The sequence below is a fragment of the Streptomyces sp. NPDC001851 genome (genome assembly GCF_040297165.1).
Classification (GTDB): Bacteria; Actinomycetota; Actinomycetes; order Streptomycetales; family Streptomycetaceae; genus Streptomyces.
The window spans coordinates 262,530-280,463 of sequence record NZ_JBEOYR010000001.1; the positions used below are offsets into that span (position 1 = coordinate 262,530).

Sequence of the window (17,934 nt, forward strand, 5' to 3'; positions counted from 1 at the left end):
AGGTCAGCGCGCGGTCTTGGGATCGAAGGCGTCTCTGACCGAGTCCCCGAGCAGGTTGAACGCGACGACGAAGATGATCATCGAGACGCCGGGGAAGAACATGTAGGTGATGTCGTTCTGCATCACCAGTTCGGTGGACGCCTTGGAGAACATCTGCCCCCAGTCCGGCGTCGGTTCGACGATGCCGACACCCAGGTACGACAGACCGGCCTCGGCGGTCACGAAGTTGGGCAGCAGATACGTCGACTGCACCAGCAGCGGGGTGACGATGTTCGGCAGGATCTCCTTGCGGATGATCCGCCACGGCGAGGCCCCGCTGACCTTGGCCGCCTCGATGAACTCCCGTTCCCGCAGGGCGAGTGCCGTGCCCCGCAGGATCCGGCCGAGGCCCATCCAGCCCAGGAACCACTGGACCAGGATCAGGGCCACCACCCGGACGTAGGTCGGTGTCTCGTCGCGCGGGCTGACGAACAGGGAGACCACGACCGGCATGCTCGCGATGAAGAACAACTGGGCCGGGAAGGCGAGCAGGAAGTCGATGACCCGGCCGATGAAGTAGTCCGTCCTGCCGCCGAGATAGCCGGCCGCGACCCCGAGCAGGATGCCGGTCACGACCACGGCGAGGGTGACGGCGACCGAGATCATCAGAGAGGTGCGGATGCCGTAGACCAGCTTGGTGAAGACGTCGTAGCCGTTGCCGGGTTCGAGGCCGAACCAGAAATCGCCGCTGATACCGCCGTTGGGTCGCACCGGCACCCCGGCGCTGTCGAAGAGGTCCGGGCGCTCGTCCGCGTACACCGTGTACGGGTTCTTGCCGTACACCTTGGCGATCAGCGGGGCGAGCAGTCCGGTCAGGAAGAAGAAGCCCACGACGTAGGCCGAGATCACGCCCGTGCGGTCGCGCTTGAAGCGCATCCACATCAGCTGGCCGGGAGACCGGCCTTCGAGCTTGACGGTTTCGCCCTTCGCCCCCGGCCCTGGTGCACCGTCGACGACGACCGAAGTCCCGCCACCCTCAATGTCGATAGGACTTGTCACGGTTCGTCCGTTTCAAGGTATGAGTGACTCCACGCGTTCACCAACAGGAGAGGGTTTTCGTCGTCCCTCCGACACCCCTGACGGAGGGACAGACACCCCCTGGTGCTCGTGAGTCGGCACACTGTCCCCACAGTGCGCGAGACCCGTTGACCCGAGCGCTTCGCGGCTAACTATCTGCCATGGGTCGACTACCGACCACCGCCCGTAGATCTCAATTCAGTCACGGATCGTCGCGGAAGCTTCCAAAATCTGGACAAACTGTTCGACAGAAGAAGGCACGAAACGGACTTGTTACATGGCTATCGGGCAGCGATCTCCGCATGCCGGACATAGGGGTCCCGAAAACGGGTTGCAAAAAGCCCGGGTGCCCCCATCCTTGGGGGCACCCGGGCTCAACCGGTCCTGGGTCAGCCGTGCTTGGCGCGGCTCGCGGCGCGCGCCCGCTCCCGCTGGTCGAGGTTGACCTTGCGGATGCGAACGGCCTCCGGGGTCACCTCGACGCACTCGTCGTCACGGCAGAACTCCAGCGACTGCTCCAGCGACAGCTTGCGCGGCGGCACGATCGACTCGGCCACGTCGGCCGTCGAGGACCGCATGTTGGTGAGCTTCTTCTCCTTGGTGATGTTGACGTCCATGTCGTCGGAGCGGGAGTTCTCGCCGACGATCATGCCCTCGTACACCTCGGTGCCCGGCTCCACGAACAGCACGCCGCGCTCCTGCAGGTTCGTCATCGCGAACGCGGTGACCACACCGGCGCGGTCGGCGACGAGCGAGCCGTTGTTGCGGGTCTGCAGCGTGCCGAACCAGGGCTCGTGGCCCTCGTGGATGGAGTGGGCGATACCGGTGCCGCGGGTGTTGGTCAGGAACTCGGTGCGGAAACCGATCAGACCGCGGGACGGGACCACGAACTCCATGCGCACCCAGCCCGAGCCGTGGTTGGACATGTTGTCCATGCGGCCCTTGCGGACACCCATGAGCTGCGTGACGGCGCCCATGTGCTCCTCGGGCACGTCGATCGTCATGCGCTCGACCGGCTCGTAGACCTTGCCGTCGACCTCCTTGGTGACGACCTGCGGCTTGCCGACCGTCAGCTCGTAGCCCTCCCGGCGCATGGTCTCGACCAGGATGGCGAGCGCCAGCTCACCACGGCCCTGGACCTCCCAGGCGTCCGGGCGCTCGGTCTCCAGGACCCGGAGGGAGACGTTGCCGATCAGCTCGCGGTCGAGCCGGTCCTTCACCTGGCGGGCGGTGACCTTGCGGTCCTTCACGGCCGCCTTCGCGTCCGCGCCCTTGCCGGTGCCGCCCCGGCCGACCAGCGGCGAGGTGTTCGTACCGATGACCATGGAGATCGCGGGCTCGTCGACCGTGATCAGCGGCAGCGGGACCGGGTTCTCGGTGTCGGCGAGGGTCTCGCCGATCATGATGTCCGGGATACCGGCGACGGCGCAGATGTCACCGGGGCCGGCCTTCTCGGCGGGCTTGCGGGTGAGCGCCTCGGTCATCATCAGCTCGGAGATGCGGACGTTGCTGATGGAACCGTCGCGCTTGATCCAGGCGACCGTCTGGCCCTTGCGCAGCTCGCCCTGCTCGACGCGGAGCAGCGCGATACGGCCGAGGAAGTTGTCGGCGTCGAGGTTGGTGACGTGGGCCTGGAGCGGCGCGTCCTCCTCGTACGTCGGCGCCGGGATGTGCTCCAGGATCGTGGAGAAGAACGGCTCCAGGCTGTCGCTGTCGGCCGGGACCGTGCCGTTCTCGGGCTTGGTCAGCGAGGCGATGCCGTCACGGCCGCAGGCGTAGACGATCGGGAACTCGATCTGCTCCTCGTCGGCGTCCAGGTCGAGGAAGAGGTCGTAGGTCTCGTTGACGACCTCGTCGATCCGGGAGTCCGGGCGGTCCGTCTTGTTGATGCACAGGATGACGGGCAGGCGCTGCTGGAGCGCCTTGCGCAGCACGAACCGGGTCTGCGGCAGCGGGCCCTCGGAGGCGTCCACCAGCAGCACGACACCGTCGACCATCGACAGACCGCGCTCGACCTCGCCGCCGAAGTCGGCGTGGCCGGGGGTGTCGATGATGTTGATGGTGATCGGGTCCCCGCCGTCCTTCGGGTGGTACTTCACCGCGGTGTTCTTGGCGAGGATCGTGATGCCCTTCTCACGCTCCAGGTCGTTCGAGTCCATCATGCGGTCGTCGACCGAGTCGAGCTGGTGGGCGGCGAACGCGCCGGCCTGCTTCAGCATGCCGTCGACGATGGTGGTCTTGCCGTGGTCGACGTGAGCGACGATGGCGACGTTGCGGATGTCGTGGCGCGTGGCCATAAGCTGCCGTACTCCCGGAGTGGTGAGGATCGCCCTGCGCGTACGTATGTGTCGCACGGGCCCTGCCGGGCTGGACACGCCACGGCCTCACCCCATGGTACGTGGCCCTGGCGGAGTCGGCTTTCCCAGGGCCACGCGGTGATCCCCGCGCAGGTCACTTGGTGGGACTGGGGGAGATCCTCGCCCCCTTCTTCAGGAAGCCCACGTCCTCGTAGACCGGCGTCTGGAAACCGAACGCCCCGGCGTTGACCAGGTTCTTCCGCACACCCACCAGCTGGGGCCGCTGGTACAGGGGGATCGAGCCCGCCGCGGCCCAGATCCTGGAGTCCGCCTTGCGGATCAGGGAGACCTCCTCGCCCTCGTCCAGCGTCGCCACGGCCTGGTCGAAGAGCTGGTCGACCTGGTCGGTCCCCACGCGTGTGTAGTTCTGCTCGACGTTCAGGGAGCCGTCCGCCGCCGGTACCGGCTTGGCGTAGACCGGCCGGTCGTCCGTCGCCGGGAACGCGGAGGACGGCCATGAGTACAGCGCGAGGTCGTAGTCGCCGGCGGCGATGTGGTCCTTGAAGTAGCTCTCGTCGGAGACCTTGGTGATCGTCGTCCGGATCCCGAGCGGCTCCAGCATGGCCGAGATCCGCTCGGCGACCGAGTTCAGCGTCTCGGAGCCGGGGCCGGAGGGCAGCACGAAGCGGAGCGCGAGCGCCTTGCCGTCCTTGGCGAGCAGGCCCGCCGGCGCGGCGGCCGGCGCGGCCGTGCCCTTGGGGGCGTAGGCCCCGGGCACACCGTGCTTGCCCTCCTGTGCCATGTGCCGGTCCCCGCCGTCGCCGCGGCCCCCCGACTTGCCGTCCCCGCTCTGGCCGTCCCCGCTCTTGTCGTCCTCGCCGACGATGTACGCGCCGTCGTCGCCGCCGTCGGACTTGTCCTCCTTCTCCGTCCTGCCCTTCCCGTGATCGCCCTCGGAGCCGGCCGCCTTCTGGCCCTTCTTCTCCTCCTTGACCGGGCCGCCCGGCACCCAGCCGGCCTCGGCGAGCAGCGCCTGCGCCGCCTTGGCGTCCTGGTCGCCGACCGCGTCGCTGCTGTCGGCGTAGGCGGCCTGCCCGGACAGGGCGAGATGGCTGCCGACCGGGACGGCGGGCAGACCCAGCGGGGTCAGCACCAGCTTGGCCACTTCCTTGCGGTCCAGGGCGCGGGCGACGGCCCGGCGGACGCGCTCGTCGGCGAGGGGCCCCTCGGAGCCGTTGAGGGCGAGCTGGGTGAAGGCGGGCTCCAGCGACTTGCGGACCTCGACGTCGCGCAGCGCCTGCTGCTCGTCCAGGTACTCGGCGATGGCCCTGCGCAGCTTCGTCCGGCCCGCCCCGGCCGCGTCGGAGCCGAAGCCGTGCGCGAGCGCCCAGGAGCGCAGCTTGGTCAGGGAGGTCCTGCCCGATCCCTGCAGCGGGTTCACGGTGCCGCGTGCGGCGAGCCCGATCCGCTCGGCGTCGGCGGGCTCGACGTCGGCGAGGTCCACGCTGCCGTCGGCGAGCGCGACGGCCCGCTGGTCGCGGGCCACGGCGTGCAGCACGATCTCGTTCAGCTTGGCCGGCCTGCCCCACCAGCGCGGGTTGCGGGTGAGGACCACGTCCTTCGCGGCGGGGTCGACCTTGTCCACCCTGAAGGGGCCTGCGGTGACCGCCAGCCTGCGGCGGGCACCGTCGTTGAAGGCGTCCGGGGTGCCCATGACGTCCTTCGGGTACAGCGGGGAGAACAGCGACTTCCAGTCGGCGTAGGGGCGCGAGAAGGTGACCCGGACCTGGAGGTCGTTCGCGCCGCGCTCGATCTTCTCGATGCGGTCGTAGCCGGCGTTGCGGGCGGTCCAGTAGGCGCTGTTGCGTCCGGACAGGGCACGCCACTGGGCGAGGAAGTCGGCGGCACCGATCTCCCGGCCGTCGCTCCACACGGCCTGCTGGTTCAGCTTGTACAGCACGACCTGGCGCGGCTCGGTCTCGATGACCTTGGCCGACTCCAGGTAGGCGGGGTTGGGTACCACCCGGCCGGCCGCGTCCAGCCGGAACATCGACGGCAGCACGGCCTGGGCGATGCGGGTGGTGCCCGCGTCGGCGTCGGCCTGGTAGGTGTTCAGGGTCTCCGGGACGGCATCGACGGCCCACTTCAGCGTGCCGCCGTCGGCGACCAGGTCACGCGCCACCGGGACGATGTCCTGCCCGGCGAGCGGCTTGCCGGCCTCGTCCTCGTCGGAGCCGCAGCCGGCGAGCAGGGGCACGGCGAGCACACCCGCGGCCAGGAACGTGACCGAACGCATGACGCTCCGCTGGGGGTGCCGCGAGCGGGCGCCGGCGCCGTCGTGGGACATCTCTGCTACCTCCGGAGAGCCGCGGGCTTTATGCTCACATTTGTCGGTATGTGGAACTGATCACCTTTGGCGGTATATGGAGCTGATCAGATCTATGCGGCCCACTGAAGAGGAAAGGATCCGGCAACCCTTGGCGACACGGCGACGACACGCGGTAACCCCACCCGTGCGGCGCAACACCACCCCAGATGCACCCGTACGCCTCCGCCAATCGCTGCACATGCCTTCACACCGGCAGGTGCGGCGCGCAACACTCCAAGGCGCATGAACGTTGCCGCCCAGGGTTCGCCGGACCCACGGAAGTGAGGGCAAGTCATGTCCGTGCACGACGACATCACCTCGGTCCAGCGCTCCATCGACGACCTGTACCGGTCGCTGGGGCGCCTGGAGCACCAGCTCGGCCGCGGCGGCCTGGAGATGCGCCGGGTCCGGCTGGACGCCGACCATCTGCGCGAGAGCTTGGCGCTGCTGCGCGAGGCGACCGCCGCGCCGGACGCCCCGCGCGGCCCCGACCTCGTCACCATCTCCGACACGCCCTACGACATCAGCCTGTGGACGGACTCGGACGACGAGGGCCTGGGCGCCCGCGACCGCCGCGCCCCCTGACCCCCGACGACCGGAGCCTGCCTTGGCCACTGGTACGGAACCCCAACAGAACAGCGGCGGCGTACGGACCGGTACGCGTGCCGCGATCGCCGCCCCGCATCTGCGAACCGACCGCTGGTGGCTGGCGCCCGCCGTCACCGCGGCCGGTCTGCTGGCCTTCGTCGTCTACTCGACCTGGCGGGCCTTCGCCGACGCGGACTACTACGCGGCGCCCTACGTCTCGCCGTTCTACTCGCCGTGCCTGGCGCAGAGCTGCAAGGTCATGCACGCCGGGCCGAACTGGCAGCTGTTCGGCAGCTGGTGGGGCATCTCCCCCGCGATCATCATCCTGATCTTCCCGCTCGGCTTCCGGCTGACCTGCTACTACTACCGCAAGGCGTACTACCGCAGCTTCTGGGCCTCCCCGCCCGCCTGCGCGGTGGCCGAGCCGCACCGGACGTACACCGGCGAGACCCGCTTCCCGCTGGTCCTGCAGAACCTCCACCGGTACTTCTTCTACGCCGCCCTGCTGGTCGCCGGCGTGCTCACCTACGACACGGTGCTGTCCTTCCGGGACGCGCACTACCGCTGGGGCCACATGGGCCTCGGAACCCTGGTCTTCCTGGCCAACATCGTGCTGATCTGGGCGTACACGCTCTCCTGCCACTCCTGTCGGCACATCGTCGGCGGCAAGCTCAGGCACTTCTCGAAACACCCGGTGCGGTACAAGGCGTGGCAGTTCGTCGGCCGGCTCAACGCCCGCCACATGCAGCTGGCGTGGGCGTCGCTGCTGAGCGTGGCGCTCGCCGACTTCTACGTCTATCTCGTCGCGTCCGGTGTCTTCGCCGATCCCCGCTTCTTCTAGAGACCAGTGAGGTACTGAGCCGATGTCCGTGGTCGACCGCCAGGAGTGGGACGTCGTCGTGGTCGGTGCCGGCGGCGCCGGACTGCGGGCCGCCATCGAGGCACGCGAGCGGGGCGCCCGTACGGCGGTGATCTGCAAGTCGCTGTTCGGCAAGGCGCACACGGTGATGGCCGAGGGCGGCATCGCGGCGGCGATGGCCAACGCCAACGAGCACGACAACTGGCAGGTCCACTTCCGCGACACCATGCGCGGCGGCAAGTTCCTCAACCAGTGGCGGATGGCCGAGCTGCACGCCCAGGAGGCCCCGGACCGGGTGTGGGAGCTGGAGACCTGGGGGGCGCTGTTCGACCGTACGAAGGACGGCCGGATCTCGCAGCGCAACTTCGGGGGCCACGAGTACCCGCGCCTCGCCCACGTCGGCGACCGTACGGGCCTGGAGCTGATCCGCACCCTCCAGCAGAAGATCGTCGCCCTGCAGCAGGAGGACTTCAAGGAGACCGGGGACTACGAGTCCGGGCTGAAGGTCTTCCAGGAGTGCACGGTCACCCGGGTCCTGAAGGACGGCGGGCGGGTGAGCGGTGTCTTCGCCTACGACCGCGAGACCGGCCGTTTCTTCGTCCTCGAAGCCCCCGCCGTGGTGATCGCGACCGGTGGCATCGGCAAGTCCTTCAAGGTGACGTCGAACTCGTGGGAGTACACGGGCGACGGCCACGCGCTCGCCCTCCTCGCCGGGGCGCCGCTGCTGAACATGGAGTTCGTGCAGTTCCACCCGACCGGCATGGTCTGGCCGCCGTCGGTGAAGGGCATCCTCGTCACCGAGTCGGTGCGCGGCGACGGCGGGGTGCTCCGGAACTCCGAGGGCAAGCGGTTCATGTTCGACTACGTCCCGGACGTGTTCAAGGAGAAGTACGCCGAGTCGGAGGAGGAGGCCGACCGGTGGTACGAGGACCCGGACCGCAACCGGCGCCCGCCCGAACTGCTCCCCCGCGACGAGGTGGCCCGCGCGATCAACGCCGAGGTGAAGGCGGGCCGGGGTTCGCCGCACGGCGGGGTCTTCCTGGACGTGTCCACCCGGATGCCCGCCGAGGTGATCCGGCGCCGGCTGCCGTCCATGTACCACCAGTTCAAGGAGCTGGCGGACGTCGACATCACGGCGGAGGCGATGGAGGTCGGGCCGACCTGTCACTACGTGATGGGCGGCATCGCGGTCGACTCGGACACGGCCGCGGCGCGCGGCGTGCCGGGTCTGTACGCGGCCGGTGAGGTGGCCGGCGGTATGCACGGCTCCAACCGGCTCGGCGGCAACTCCCTCTCCGACCTGCTGGTCTTCGGGCGCCGCGCGGGCTGGCACGCGGCCCAGTACGCGCAGGGGCTGGCGGGCCGGCGCCCGCCGGTGGACGACGCCCAGGTCAACACGGCCGCGGCGGAGGCCCTGCGCCCGTTCTCGGCCGAGACGGACCGCGAGGGGGAGGCGGGCCCGCCGGAGAACCCGTACACCCTGCACCAGGAACTCCAGCAGACCATGAACGACCTGGTCGGCATCATCCGCCGGGAGGGCGAGATGGAGCAGGCCCTGCACAAGCTGGCCGAGCTGCGGGTACGGGCCCGCCGGGCGGGGGTCGAGGGCCACCGCCAGTTCAACCCCGGCTGGCACCTGGCGCTGGACCTGCGGAACATGCTGCTGGTCAGCGAGTGCGTGGCCCGGGCGGCGCTGGAGCGCACCGAGTCGCGCGGCGGCCACACCCGCGAGGACCATCCGGCGATGGACCGCAAGTGGCGCAACGTGAACCTGCTCTGCACCCTCGCCGACCCCACCGGCGGCCTCGCGGCGACGGACCCCGGCCGCGGCCAGATCCGCCTCAGCCGCGAGACCACCGACCCCATCCGCCCGGACCTGCTCGCCCTCTTCGAGAAGGAGGAGCTGGTCAAGTACCTCGCCGAAGAGGAGCTGTACGAGTGAGCAGCTACGAGGCCCGCTTCAAGGTGTGGCGGGGCGACGAACGGGGCGGCGGCCTGGAGGACTTCGAGGTCGAGGTCAACGACGGTGAGGTGGTGCTGGACATCATCCACCGCCTCCAGGCCACCCAGGCACCCGACCTGGCCGTGCGCTGGAACTGCAAGGCCGGCAAGTGCGGTTCGTGCTCGGCGGAGATCAACGGCCGCCCGCGGCTGATGTGCATGACCCGCATGTCGGTCTTCGACCGCGCCGAGACGATCACCGTGACTCCGCTGCGCGCGTTCCCGGTGATCCGCGATCTGGTGACGGACGTCGGCTTCAACTACCAGAAGGCGCGGGAGGTCCCGGCCTTCGTCCCGCCCGCCGGGCTCGGCCCCGGCGAGTACCGGATGATGCAGGAGGACGTGGACCGCTCGCAGGAGTTCCGCAAGTGCATCGAGTGCTTCCTGTGCCAGAACACCTGCCATGTCGTCCGGGACCACGAGGAGAACAAGACCGCCTTCGCCGGCCCGCGCTTCCTGATGCGGATCGCCGAACTCGACATGCACCCGCTGGACGCGGCGGCCGAGACGGGCCTGGACCGCAAACGCACGGCCCAGGACGAACACGGCCTCGGCTACTGCAACATCACCAAGTGCTGCACGGAGGTCTGCCCCGAGGGCATCAGGATCACCGACAACGCCCTGATCCCCCTGAAGGAGCGGGCGGTCGACCGCAAGTACGACCCGCTGGTATGGCTGGGCTCGAAGATCAGGAGGCGGTCTTCGTAGCGCCGTTCCGCGCCAGGCGTCGCTCAGCCGGCCCAGTCCTCCCGGTACGCCCGCCAGTCCGCCTCCGTCGCCGCGAAGTCGACGTACAGGGCGACGCCGAAACGGAGGCGGTCGGCGTCGGTGCGGGACAGGCCCAGGCGGACCCCCCGTACGGCGGCCGGGACGGTCTCCGCGCGGGCCCGGTGGCCGAAGCGGTTCTCGTGGTAGAAGGGCAGGCCCATGAGGAGGTCGGTGGTGTCCGGGGTGACCTCCAGGGCGAGGCTCGTCTGCTGGGCCACGTAGCCGCCGTAGAGGCTCCGCAGCGGCTGCATGGTGTCGTACGACATGACGGCGATCTGGTCCACGCGGCGGGCCACCTGCCCGAAGTAGGCCTGCGACCACCACTTGGGGTGACCGGTGGTCGCGCCCCAGAAGGAGTGGAAGGCCGGGAGGGGGTCGATCTGGTGGGCGGCGACGGAGAGCAGCGCGTGGCGGGCGCGGGTGAGGGCGCGGAGGTCGTCGAGGAGGGCGAGGTAGTTCCGGTCGCCGGAGTGGAGGGGCTCCAGGTCGAAGTGGACGCCCTGGAAGCCGGCGGCGAGGACCTGGCGGGTGGAGGCGAGGACCGCGGCGCGGGTGGCGGGGCGGTCCAGGCGCAGCCCGTCGGGGCTCTCACTGGCCAGCTTGTCGCCGAGCCAGGCCTGGACACGGAGCTGGGGGGCCGCGTCGTGCAGCGCCGCGGTCAGCCAGCGCGCCTTCGGGTACGCCGCCTCGGGGAGGGTGCCGTCGTGTTCCAGGGGGCCCGCGTGGACGTACAGGTCTCGGATGCCGGTGCTCTTCAGGCGGCGGGTGAGGGCCCGGACGTCGTGCTCGGTCTTGCGGCCGTCCACCCAGGCGTGGCCGAGCCAGAGGGCGTCCTGGTGGCGGGTGGTGGTGCCGGGCTCCGGGGTGCCGGTGTAGTTGACGCGGAGGGCGGTTTCGGCGGTGAGGACGGGGAGGAGCAGGACGACGAGGACGGCGAGGGCGTAGCGGAGGGTGCGGCGGAGGGTGCGGCGGCGTCCGGGGCGGCGCGCCCCGGGCTCCCGCGGTGCGTCCGCACCGCCGTCGGCGGCTTCGGGCCGTGCTCCCGCGGTGTCCATTTCTGCCCCCTGTCCTTCTCTTCCCCCACCCGTGTCCACTCCGCTCGCGAAGGCGTCTACCTGCCCATACGCTCCGAAATGTGACGCCCTCCCTGATCCGGGGCCGCCCCCGGCATGCCACGGCACGCATAGGGGTGCGCGCGGCGCATGCCGTGCTGGGTGCCGTGGTCGGAGCCGGGTGGCTGGTGTTGCCGGTGATGACGGCCGGTGCACAGGATCCGGTTCCCGTGGCGCACACCGGCGCGGTCGCGAGCGCCGCCGCCCCCCAGCAGGACGGGACGTCCACCGCCGATCTCGTGCTGCCCCTCGTCGCGGGGGCCGCGGCCGTGGGGCTGGCCGGATACGGCTATCTGCGCCGCACCCGCCGCGCCCGCACCCGTACGACCCCCGGGATCGTCTCCGTCGCGCCGCCCGCCCCCGGCCCGGCCGACTTCGAGCGCCAGGCTCGCGCGGCGCTGGTCCTGGCCGACGACTGCGTACGGACCAGCCGCGAGGAACTCGCCTTCGTGCAGCGGCAGCTCGGGGAGGCCGGAACCGAACCCTTCGCGCATGCCCTGCGGGCCGCCGAGACCGAGCTGACGGCCGCGTGTGCGATCTGGCGGCGGTACGAGCAGGGGGTGCCGAAGGACGCGGCGGCGCGGCGGCAGGCGCTGGTCGGTGTGGTCGGCCGGTGCGCGGAGGCGGGACGCCGGCTGGACGCGGAGGCCCCCGCGCTGGACCGGCTGCGGGGGCTGGACGCGTCGGGGCCGGCCGGGGCGCTGGAGCCGGCCGAGGGATGGTTCCGGGAGCTGACGGGGCGCACGGTGGCCGCCCAGGACACCCTGGCGGAGCTGCGCGAGCGGTACAGCGCCTCGGCCGCCGGGCCGGTCACCGGGTACGTCGAACAGGCCAAGGACCGGCTGGTGTTCGCCACCGTCCGGCTCAACGAGGCCCGTCAGGCGGCCGACGCGGGCGACGGCGGGCGAGCCGTCGGGCACCTGCGCGCCGCCGAGGGCGCGGTGGCCCAGGCCGAGGTCCTGGTGTCCGGGGTGGAGCGGCTCGCGGCCCGGCTGCGGGAGGCGGCGGAGCTGGTGCCGGCCGCGCTGACCGGCGCGGAGGCGGAGCTCGCGGCGGCCCGGAAGGGGGCCGTGCGGGAGCCGCTGACCAGCGGTGAGCTGCACGCGCGGCTGGCCCACGCGGACGGGGTGCTGGCCGCCGTACGGGAGGAGCGGACGGCGGGCCCGTACGACCCGCTGGACGCCCTGCGCCGGATCGCCCGGGCCGTGGAGCGGCTGGACACCGGCCACCTGGGCGCACCGGCCGCGGCGGCGCTGCTCGTGGCGCGGAGTTCCGTCGCCGGGGCGGAGGAGTTCGTCGCGGTGCACCGGGGCGCGGTGGGCCCGGAGGCGCGGGTTCTCCTGGCGGAGGCGGCACGGGAGCTGGGCGCGGGCCGCGCCGACCAGGCCGACGCCCTCGCCCGCGCGTCACGGGACCTGGCCGAACGGGACGTACGAGCACACGGCAACCCGTACCCGGGCGCCGACGGTGAATCGCCGGGCCTGTCCGGTGCGGTCCTGGGCGGGGTGCTCCTGGCCGAGGACCAGGACGGAGGCCCACCGGCAAGCTACGGCGGCCCCAGGACAAGGGGCCGCCACGGCTTCCGGCCACGCGCCTAGGGCCTGTGGTCCGCGTCAGAAGAGGCTCAGCAACGCCTCCGCCGGGTCGGTCAGCCCCTTCTCGCCGCCGGGCAACGGCAACTCGAACCACACCGTCTTGCCGCGCGGCGTCCGGCGGGAGCCCCACGCCGCGCTCAGCAACCCGACCAGCTGCAGCCCCCGGCCCCCCTCGTCGGTGTCCCGGGCCCGGCGCCGCCGTGGCTGCACCAGACCGGAGTCCCACACCTCGCAGACCAGCGTGCGGTCCAGCAGCAGCCGTAGCCGGATCTCCCCCTCCCCGTACCGCAGCGCGTTGGTGACCAGCTCGCTGACGAGCAGTTCCGCCGTGTCGACCAGCGGCTCCAGGTCCCAGCTCACCAGCTGCGCCCGGGCGTACTCCCGCGCCCGCCCCACACTGCGCGGCTCGCGCGGCAGCGTCCAGTCGCCGACGGAGTCGGCCGGCAGGCCCTGCACCCTCGCCATCAGCAGCGCGATGTCGTCCTCGCCATGGTGGGTGTCGAGGGTGCTCAGGACGTGGTCGCAGACGTCCTCCAGCGGGCGGGAGGGGTCGGTGAGCGCCCCGACGAAGGCCTGGAGTCCCTCGTCCAGGGGGTGGTCGCGGGATTCGACCAGGCCGTCCGTGTACAGGGCCAGCAGCGCGCCCTCGGGCAGCTCGACCTCGACCTCCTCGAAGGGCTCGCCGCCCACGCCGAGCGGCATGCCGGGCGGCACGTCCAGCATCAGGGCGGCCTCACCGGGTTCGACCAGGACCGGCGGCAGATGGCCGGCGTTGGCGAACGTACAGCGTCTGGTGACGGAGTCGTACACCGCGTAGACGCAGGTCGCGAGGTACACCTCGGACAGGTCGGCGTCCCGGGGCTGACGCGCCGTACGCGTGGCCTGCTGGACGCCCCCCGGCGTGCCGAGACCCCGGGCGATCTCGTCCAACGCCGAGAGCACCTCGGCCGGTTCGAGGTCCAGCAGGGCCAAGGTGCGCACGGCCGTGCGGAGTTCACCCATCGCGACCGCCGCCCGCAGGCCCCGCCCCATCACATCGCCCACGACCAGCGCCGTACGGTGCCCCGGCAGTTCGATCACGTCGAACCAGTCGCCGCCCACCTCGGTGGCCGCGTTGCCGGGCAGATAGCGGCAGGCGATGTCCAGCCCGGAGGCCTCGGGGTCGCCCGGCGGCAGGAGCGAGCGCTGCAGGATCAACGCCCGCTCGTGTTCCCGGCGGTACAGGCGCGCGTTGTCGATGCAGACGGCCGCGCGCGCGGCCAGCTCCACCGCCAGCTCCCGGTCGCGGTCGCCGAACGGCTCGCTGCCCTTGGTGCGGGCGAACTGGGCGAGGCCGACGACGGTGTCGTGGGCGACCATCGGCACGGCCAGCGTGGACTGCACCAGACCGCCCCCCTCGGCGGGCACCCGCTGCGGCCGGGCGGTGCGCAGGGCGTCCGCGCAGGGCGAGTTGAAGGGGAAGTGGTGGACCGCGCCGAGCTCGACGGACTCACCGGAGCTGGTGAAGGGGACGCCGGTGACGGCGCTCGCGAAGGCGACGCGGCGCAGTTCGGCGCTGCCGTCGGCGAGCCCCGGCGCGGTCTCGTCACCGGTGAGCAGCCCCTGGTAGAGGTCGACGGTGGCGAGGTCGCAGAAGCCGGGCACGACGACGTCGAGCAGCTCCCGGGCCGTGGTCTCCAGGTCGAGCGAGTTCCCTATGCGGGCGCCGGCCTCGTTGAGCAGGGCGAGATTGCGCCGGGCCGCGGCGGCTTCGCGGGCGGCGGCCCGGCGGGCGGTGATGTCGGTGCCGAGCCAGGCGATGCCGATGGGCCGGCCGCTGCCGCTGTGCACCCGGTAGAGGTTGACGGACCAGTGCCGGCGTTCCTCGGAGCCAGGGACGTACCCCGTGACATGCATGTCGGTGATGGACTCACCGGACTGCAGCACCCGGCGCAGCGTGGCCGAAACCCGCTCCGCCTCACCGCGGGGCAGATAGTCGTGCACGCCCTTGCCCCGGTGGTCGTCGGGGGTTCCGCCGAAGACGGAGGCGAACCGCTCGTTGGCCCGACGGACCCTCAGATCGGGGTCGATCAGCAGGAATCCGAACGGGGACTGGCCGAAAATCGCCTGTGACGCGGCGAGATCGGTCTCGATGCTGCGCAGGGTGCGCACGTCCACGACGATACAGACGGCGGCCCTGTCGCCCTCGCCGGTCCGGGTGGGCATCACATAGACCTCGGCGAGGCCGTCCGCACCGCGGGTACCGTCCGCCTTGTCCGGCATCCGGAAGGGCACCACCCCGGTCCACTCGCGCCCGTCGAGGATTTCGGCCATCTTGCGCTGGCCGCGCCGGCGCAGGTCGGGGTCGATGAAGGCCTCTATGGGGTCCATGCCGACGGCGTGTGCGGCGGGGATGCCGAAGAGCTGCTCGGCACGCAGGCTCCACTGCTCGACCAGCCCGCCGGGGCCGATGGAGAAGGACGCGACCTTGATGTAGTCGTAGATCGAACCGGGCGGACTGCTCTGCCACATGGCGTCGCCGGGTGCCGCGGCAGCCTCCGCGGCCTGGTGCCTCGCGCCGTCCGACGGGTCCTCGGACTCCGTGGCCTTCGCTGGTATCTCGCTCACGCGAACCGTCCCCTCCAGCTCACCGCGTCCGGCACCGGTCACCGGGGGCGGCTGCCCGCAGTATCCAGCACTACGGTGCCGCACGACACGGTGTTCACGATCACAGCTCGGTCCAGATGGTTTTCGGACCGGTCCGTGACAACACTTCCAGTCTTCTAACCAGGGAACACGCCCTCGAATCACGCATCGCGGGTCCGGCCGCGCGCCCCGAGCGCACGAGGGGTGGTCCCCCGCCGGCCGTACACCCCCGTGCCCCCTGGATGCTTCCGGCTCACCCGGGCAGCGCCAGTTCGAACCAGACGGTCTTTCCGCTCGCACCGGGCCGGGTGCCCCAGCGGCGCGAGGAGCCGGCGACCAGTTGCAGCCCGCGCCCGCTCTCGTCCTCGTCACGGGCGACGCGCTCGCGCGGCGGGTCGGGGAGCGGGTCGGAGACCTCCACCCGCAGGATGCCGGCCGGACCGCCGGGGCGTACGAGCCGTACGCCGATGGGGCCGGTGGCATGCCGAAGCGAGTTGGTGACCAGCTCGCTGACCAGCAGTGCGGCGAGATCGGCGAGGCAGTCGAGGCCCCAGCCGTGCAACTTGCCGCGGACCGCGGCGCGTGCGGTGCGCACGGCGCCCGGTTCCGCGGGAAAGGTCCACTCGGCGCAGTCGCCATCGGTGTCGATCACGCCGATCACTTCCCAGGCCAGCGAGCCCACCCATGTCCGGTTTCATGGGGTTAATGGGGACATACCCGATATCCCGGGGGCAGTACCGTGCGGGAGGGCGCACTGTGGCACGAACGGCGTAGCAGGGGGTCAACGGAAGCCGTCGGCGAGCCGGGGGGCGACTTCGCGCACGGCGGGGACGTCCTGGTCCAGCCAGGCCACGTCCCAGACCTCGGCCGGGGTGAGCCAGCGCAGCTCGTCATGGTCCTGGAGGGGCCGGGGCGCGGGTGAGCCGGGGAGCAGCCGGGCGGTCCACACCCGCAGGACGTACGGCGCCCGCAGCGGCCACTGGCCCGGCACGCGCTCGACGGCTTCGGCGTCGATGCCCAGTTCCTCGCGCAGTTCACGCACCAGGGCGTCCTCGGGTCGCTCGCCCGGCTCGACCTTGCCGCCGGGCAGCTCCCAGCGGCCCGCCAGGTCGGCGGGGGCGCTGCGGCGTGCGGCGAGCAGCCGACCGCCGTCGAGCAGGGCCGCTCCCACCACCACGATCCGGTCCGTCATGGGTGTTCTGGGCGTCGTGGGCGTCATGGGGCGGAGCCTACGGGAGGGCGCCACGCGGTCAGTTTCGGGCGCCGTCCCCGTTCTGGCCTATGCGCTCGACCCAGTAGAGCTGTTGGTGGCCCCGGTCGTCGAGGCTGTCGGCGATCTTCTGCGCCTCGGCCCGGGTCGCGTACCGTCCGACGCGATAGCGATTGCCGTTGTCGTCCTGCCGTATCACGAGCCAGGGCAGCGAGACCGTCCCCTCACTCATGGCCCCCACCGCCCGCGCCGTTCCTTCTCGCACCGCCCCACCACCCGCTTCCCGTCCCGGGCCCCCGCAGTGCCCCGCCTAAGGAAACCGCAATCCGCATATGCCCGAGCGTACGCCCTACCTTTACGCAGCGAACACGCCTTTTCACAAAGAGATACGCAACCGGCCAGAACACAGGGGGCGCACGGGAGTGAACGCGCCGTCGTGAGCGCCGTTGTCGTGCATCGCGGGTATACCCGGGTGAGCCCTGGTCACCTGGGAAAACGGCCGGATTGCAACGGCCGGTCGGCCCCGGCGGGCGTCGCGCCGGGGAGACATGCGGGCATGGGGGGAGCGTCCAGGGTGTGCGCCACCTCACCCACAGGGGCGTGCACGCCCGCCCGGGAACCGCGCCGTCACTTCACGGGCAGGTGGTACGCGACCCGGTACCGGTCGGCCGGGATCACCACGTCGGCGGTCTCCACCGGGCGGCCGGAGGCGTAGTACGTGCGCTGCACGACCAGCACCACATGGCCGGGGACACCGCCGAGGAGGTGCAGTTCCTCGGCGAGGCCGGGGCGGGCGCCGACCTCCTCGGTGACGTTGTCCACGATGACGTCGATGGCGCGCATGCGCTCGACCACCCCCATGCCGCCGAGCGGGCCCTCCTCGGGCAGCATCACGGGGGTACGGCCGGTGACGGCGAGGGGCTCCCAGGAGGTGGACAGCATCATCGGCTCACCGGCCTCGCGGAACAGGTACTTGGTGCGCATGACCCGGTCGCCGGTCTGGATCGCGAGCCGTTCGGCGATGGCAGCCCCGGCCTCGGCCTGCTCGCTGCTGGACTCCCAGGTGCCGCGCACCGAGGCGTCGGCCTGCTCCTGGCGGAAGGGCGTGGCACCCCCGGCCGGGCGGTACCCGGAGCGGGCCACCCGGCGGGGCACGGGCCGCTCGCGCACATACGTCCCGGAGCCGGAGCGCCCCTCGACCAGGCCCTCGGCCATCAGCACCTTGCGGGCCTCCAGCGCGACCGTGTCGGAGACGCCGTACTCCTCGCGGATGCGGGCCTGGGAGGGCAGGCGGGTGTGGGGGGGCAGTGAACCGTCGACGATCTTCTTGCGGAGATCACCCGCGACACGCAGGTACGCCGGCTGCTCACCGAAAGTCACTGGCCGCTCCCATCAGGTTGTACAGACAGCAACAGCCTGGCAACCCTGGGTTGTGCCACGCAAGCAAAGGCCAGA

General features: G+C 71.4%; 14 protein-coding genes. 5 read left to right on the top strand and 9 right to left on the bottom strand.

What is annotated here, in order from left to right:
• Positions 1 to 3 precede the first annotated feature (3 nt).
• The 3 genes from ABT171_RS01225 to ABT171_RS01235 form a co-directional block, all read right to left on the bottom strand.
• Entirely contained in the window at positions 4 to 1,038 is a 1,035-nt protein-coding gene (locus ABT171_RS01225) for an ABC transporter permease (protein WP_351238437.1), read from the bottom strand.
• Between the two features lie 407 nt (positions 1,039 to 1,445).
• Positions 1,446 to 3,353 carry a translational GTPase TypA gene (typA, locus tag ABT171_RS01230; RefSeq protein ID WP_351238438.1) on the bottom strand — a complete coding sequence of 636 codons (1,908 nt, stop codon included), beginning with the start codon at positions 3,351 to 3,353 and terminating at the stop codon, positions 1,446 to 1,448.
• 154 nt (positions 3,354 to 3,507) lie between these two features.
• Positions 3,508 to 5,700: an ABC transporter family substrate-binding protein gene (locus ABT171_RS01235; protein WP_351238440.1), complete on the bottom strand. Its 2,193-nt coding sequence runs from the start codon at positions 5,698 to 5,700 to the stop codon at positions 3,508 to 3,510.
• A gap of 315 nt (positions 5,701 to 6,015) precedes the next feature.
• On the opposite strand from ABT171_RS01235, the gene ABT171_RS01240 reads away from it, so the two are divergent.
• The 4 genes from ABT171_RS01240 to ABT171_RS01255 are packed head-to-tail and all read left to right on the top strand — an operon-like array spanning position 6,016 to position 9,877.
• Positions 6,016 to 6,306 carry an Rv0250c family protein gene (locus tag ABT171_RS01240; protein ID WP_351238442.1) on the top strand — a complete coding sequence of 97 codons (291 nt, stop codon included), beginning with the start codon at positions 6,016 to 6,018 and terminating at the stop codon, positions 6,304 to 6,306.
• Positions 6,307 to 6,328: 22 nt separating this feature from the next.
• On the top strand, positions 6,329 to 7,150 hold the full coding sequence (gene sdhC / locus ABT171_RS01245; RefSeq protein WP_351238444.1) for a succinate dehydrogenase subunit SdhC: 822 nt from the start codon (positions 6,329 to 6,331) through the stop codon (positions 7,148 to 7,150).
• 22 nt (positions 7,151 to 7,172) lie between these two features.
• Positions 7,173 to 9,110, top strand: a complete 1,938-nt coding sequence (locus ABT171_RS01250; RefSeq protein ID WP_351238446.1) for a fumarate reductase/succinate dehydrogenase flavoprotein subunit — start codon at positions 7,173 to 7,175, stop codon at positions 9,108 to 9,110.
• Positions 9,107 to 9,877 (top strand): succinate dehydrogenase/fumarate reductase iron-sulfur subunit, encoded by a 771-nt coding sequence (locus ABT171_RS01255; RefSeq protein ID WP_351238448.1) that lies wholly within the window; start codon positions 9,107 to 9,109, stop codon positions 9,875 to 9,877. Before ABT171_RS01250 ends, ABT171_RS01255 begins: the two co-directional genes overlap by 4 nt.
• A 23-nt stretch (positions 9,878 to 9,900) precedes the next feature.
• Here the strand turns inward: ABT171_RS01255 and ABT171_RS01260 are convergent, their stop codons facing one another.
• A complete protein-coding gene (locus ABT171_RS01260) occupies positions 9,901 to 10,992 on the bottom strand; it encodes a glycoside hydrolase family 18 protein (protein ID WP_351238450.1) in 1,092 nt (363 codons plus the stop codon).
• Positions 10,993 to 11,072: 80 nt separating this feature from the next.
• Between ABT171_RS01260 and ABT171_RS01265 the strand changes: the two genes are divergently transcribed.
• Positions 11,073 to 12,647, top strand: coding sequence for a hypothetical protein (locus tag ABT171_RS01265; protein WP_351238452.1), 1,575 nt, complete (start codon positions 11,073 to 11,075; stop codon positions 12,645 to 12,647).
• Positions 12,648 to 12,662: 15 nt separating this feature from the next.
• Here the strand turns inward: ABT171_RS01265 and ABT171_RS01270 are convergent, their stop codons facing one another.
• The 5 genes from ABT171_RS01270 to ABT171_RS01290 form a co-directional block, all read right to left on the bottom strand.
• Positions 12,663 to 15,251 carry a SpoIIE family protein phosphatase gene (locus tag ABT171_RS01270; RefSeq protein ID WP_351238454.1) on the bottom strand — a complete coding sequence of 863 codons (2,589 nt, stop codon included), beginning with the start codon at positions 15,249 to 15,251 and terminating at the stop codon, positions 12,663 to 12,665.
• A 271-nt stretch (positions 15,252 to 15,522) separates the two neighbouring features.
• Positions 15,523 to 15,951, bottom strand: a complete 429-nt coding sequence (locus ABT171_RS01275) for an ATP-binding protein (protein WP_351238456.1) — start codon at positions 15,949 to 15,951, stop codon at positions 15,523 to 15,525.
• Positions 15,952 to 16,050: 99 nt separating this feature from the next.
• Positions 16,051 to 16,461, bottom strand: a complete 411-nt coding sequence (locus ABT171_RS01280; RefSeq protein WP_351239093.1) for a (deoxy)nucleoside triphosphate pyrophosphohydrolase — start codon at positions 16,459 to 16,461, stop codon at positions 16,051 to 16,053.
• A 58-nt stretch (positions 16,462 to 16,519) separates the two neighbouring features.
• Positions 16,520 to 16,711, bottom strand: a complete 192-nt coding sequence (locus ABT171_RS01285; protein WP_351238458.1) for an SPOR domain-containing protein — start codon at positions 16,709 to 16,711, stop codon at positions 16,520 to 16,522.
• Positions 16,712 to 17,106: 395 nt separating this feature from the next.
• Positions 17,107 to 17,859 carry a GntR family transcriptional regulator gene (locus tag ABT171_RS01290; protein ID WP_351238460.1) on the bottom strand — a complete coding sequence of 251 codons (753 nt, stop codon included), beginning with the start codon at positions 17,857 to 17,859 and terminating at the stop codon, positions 17,107 to 17,109.
• Between the last annotated feature and the right edge of the window lie 75 nt (positions 17,860 to 17,934).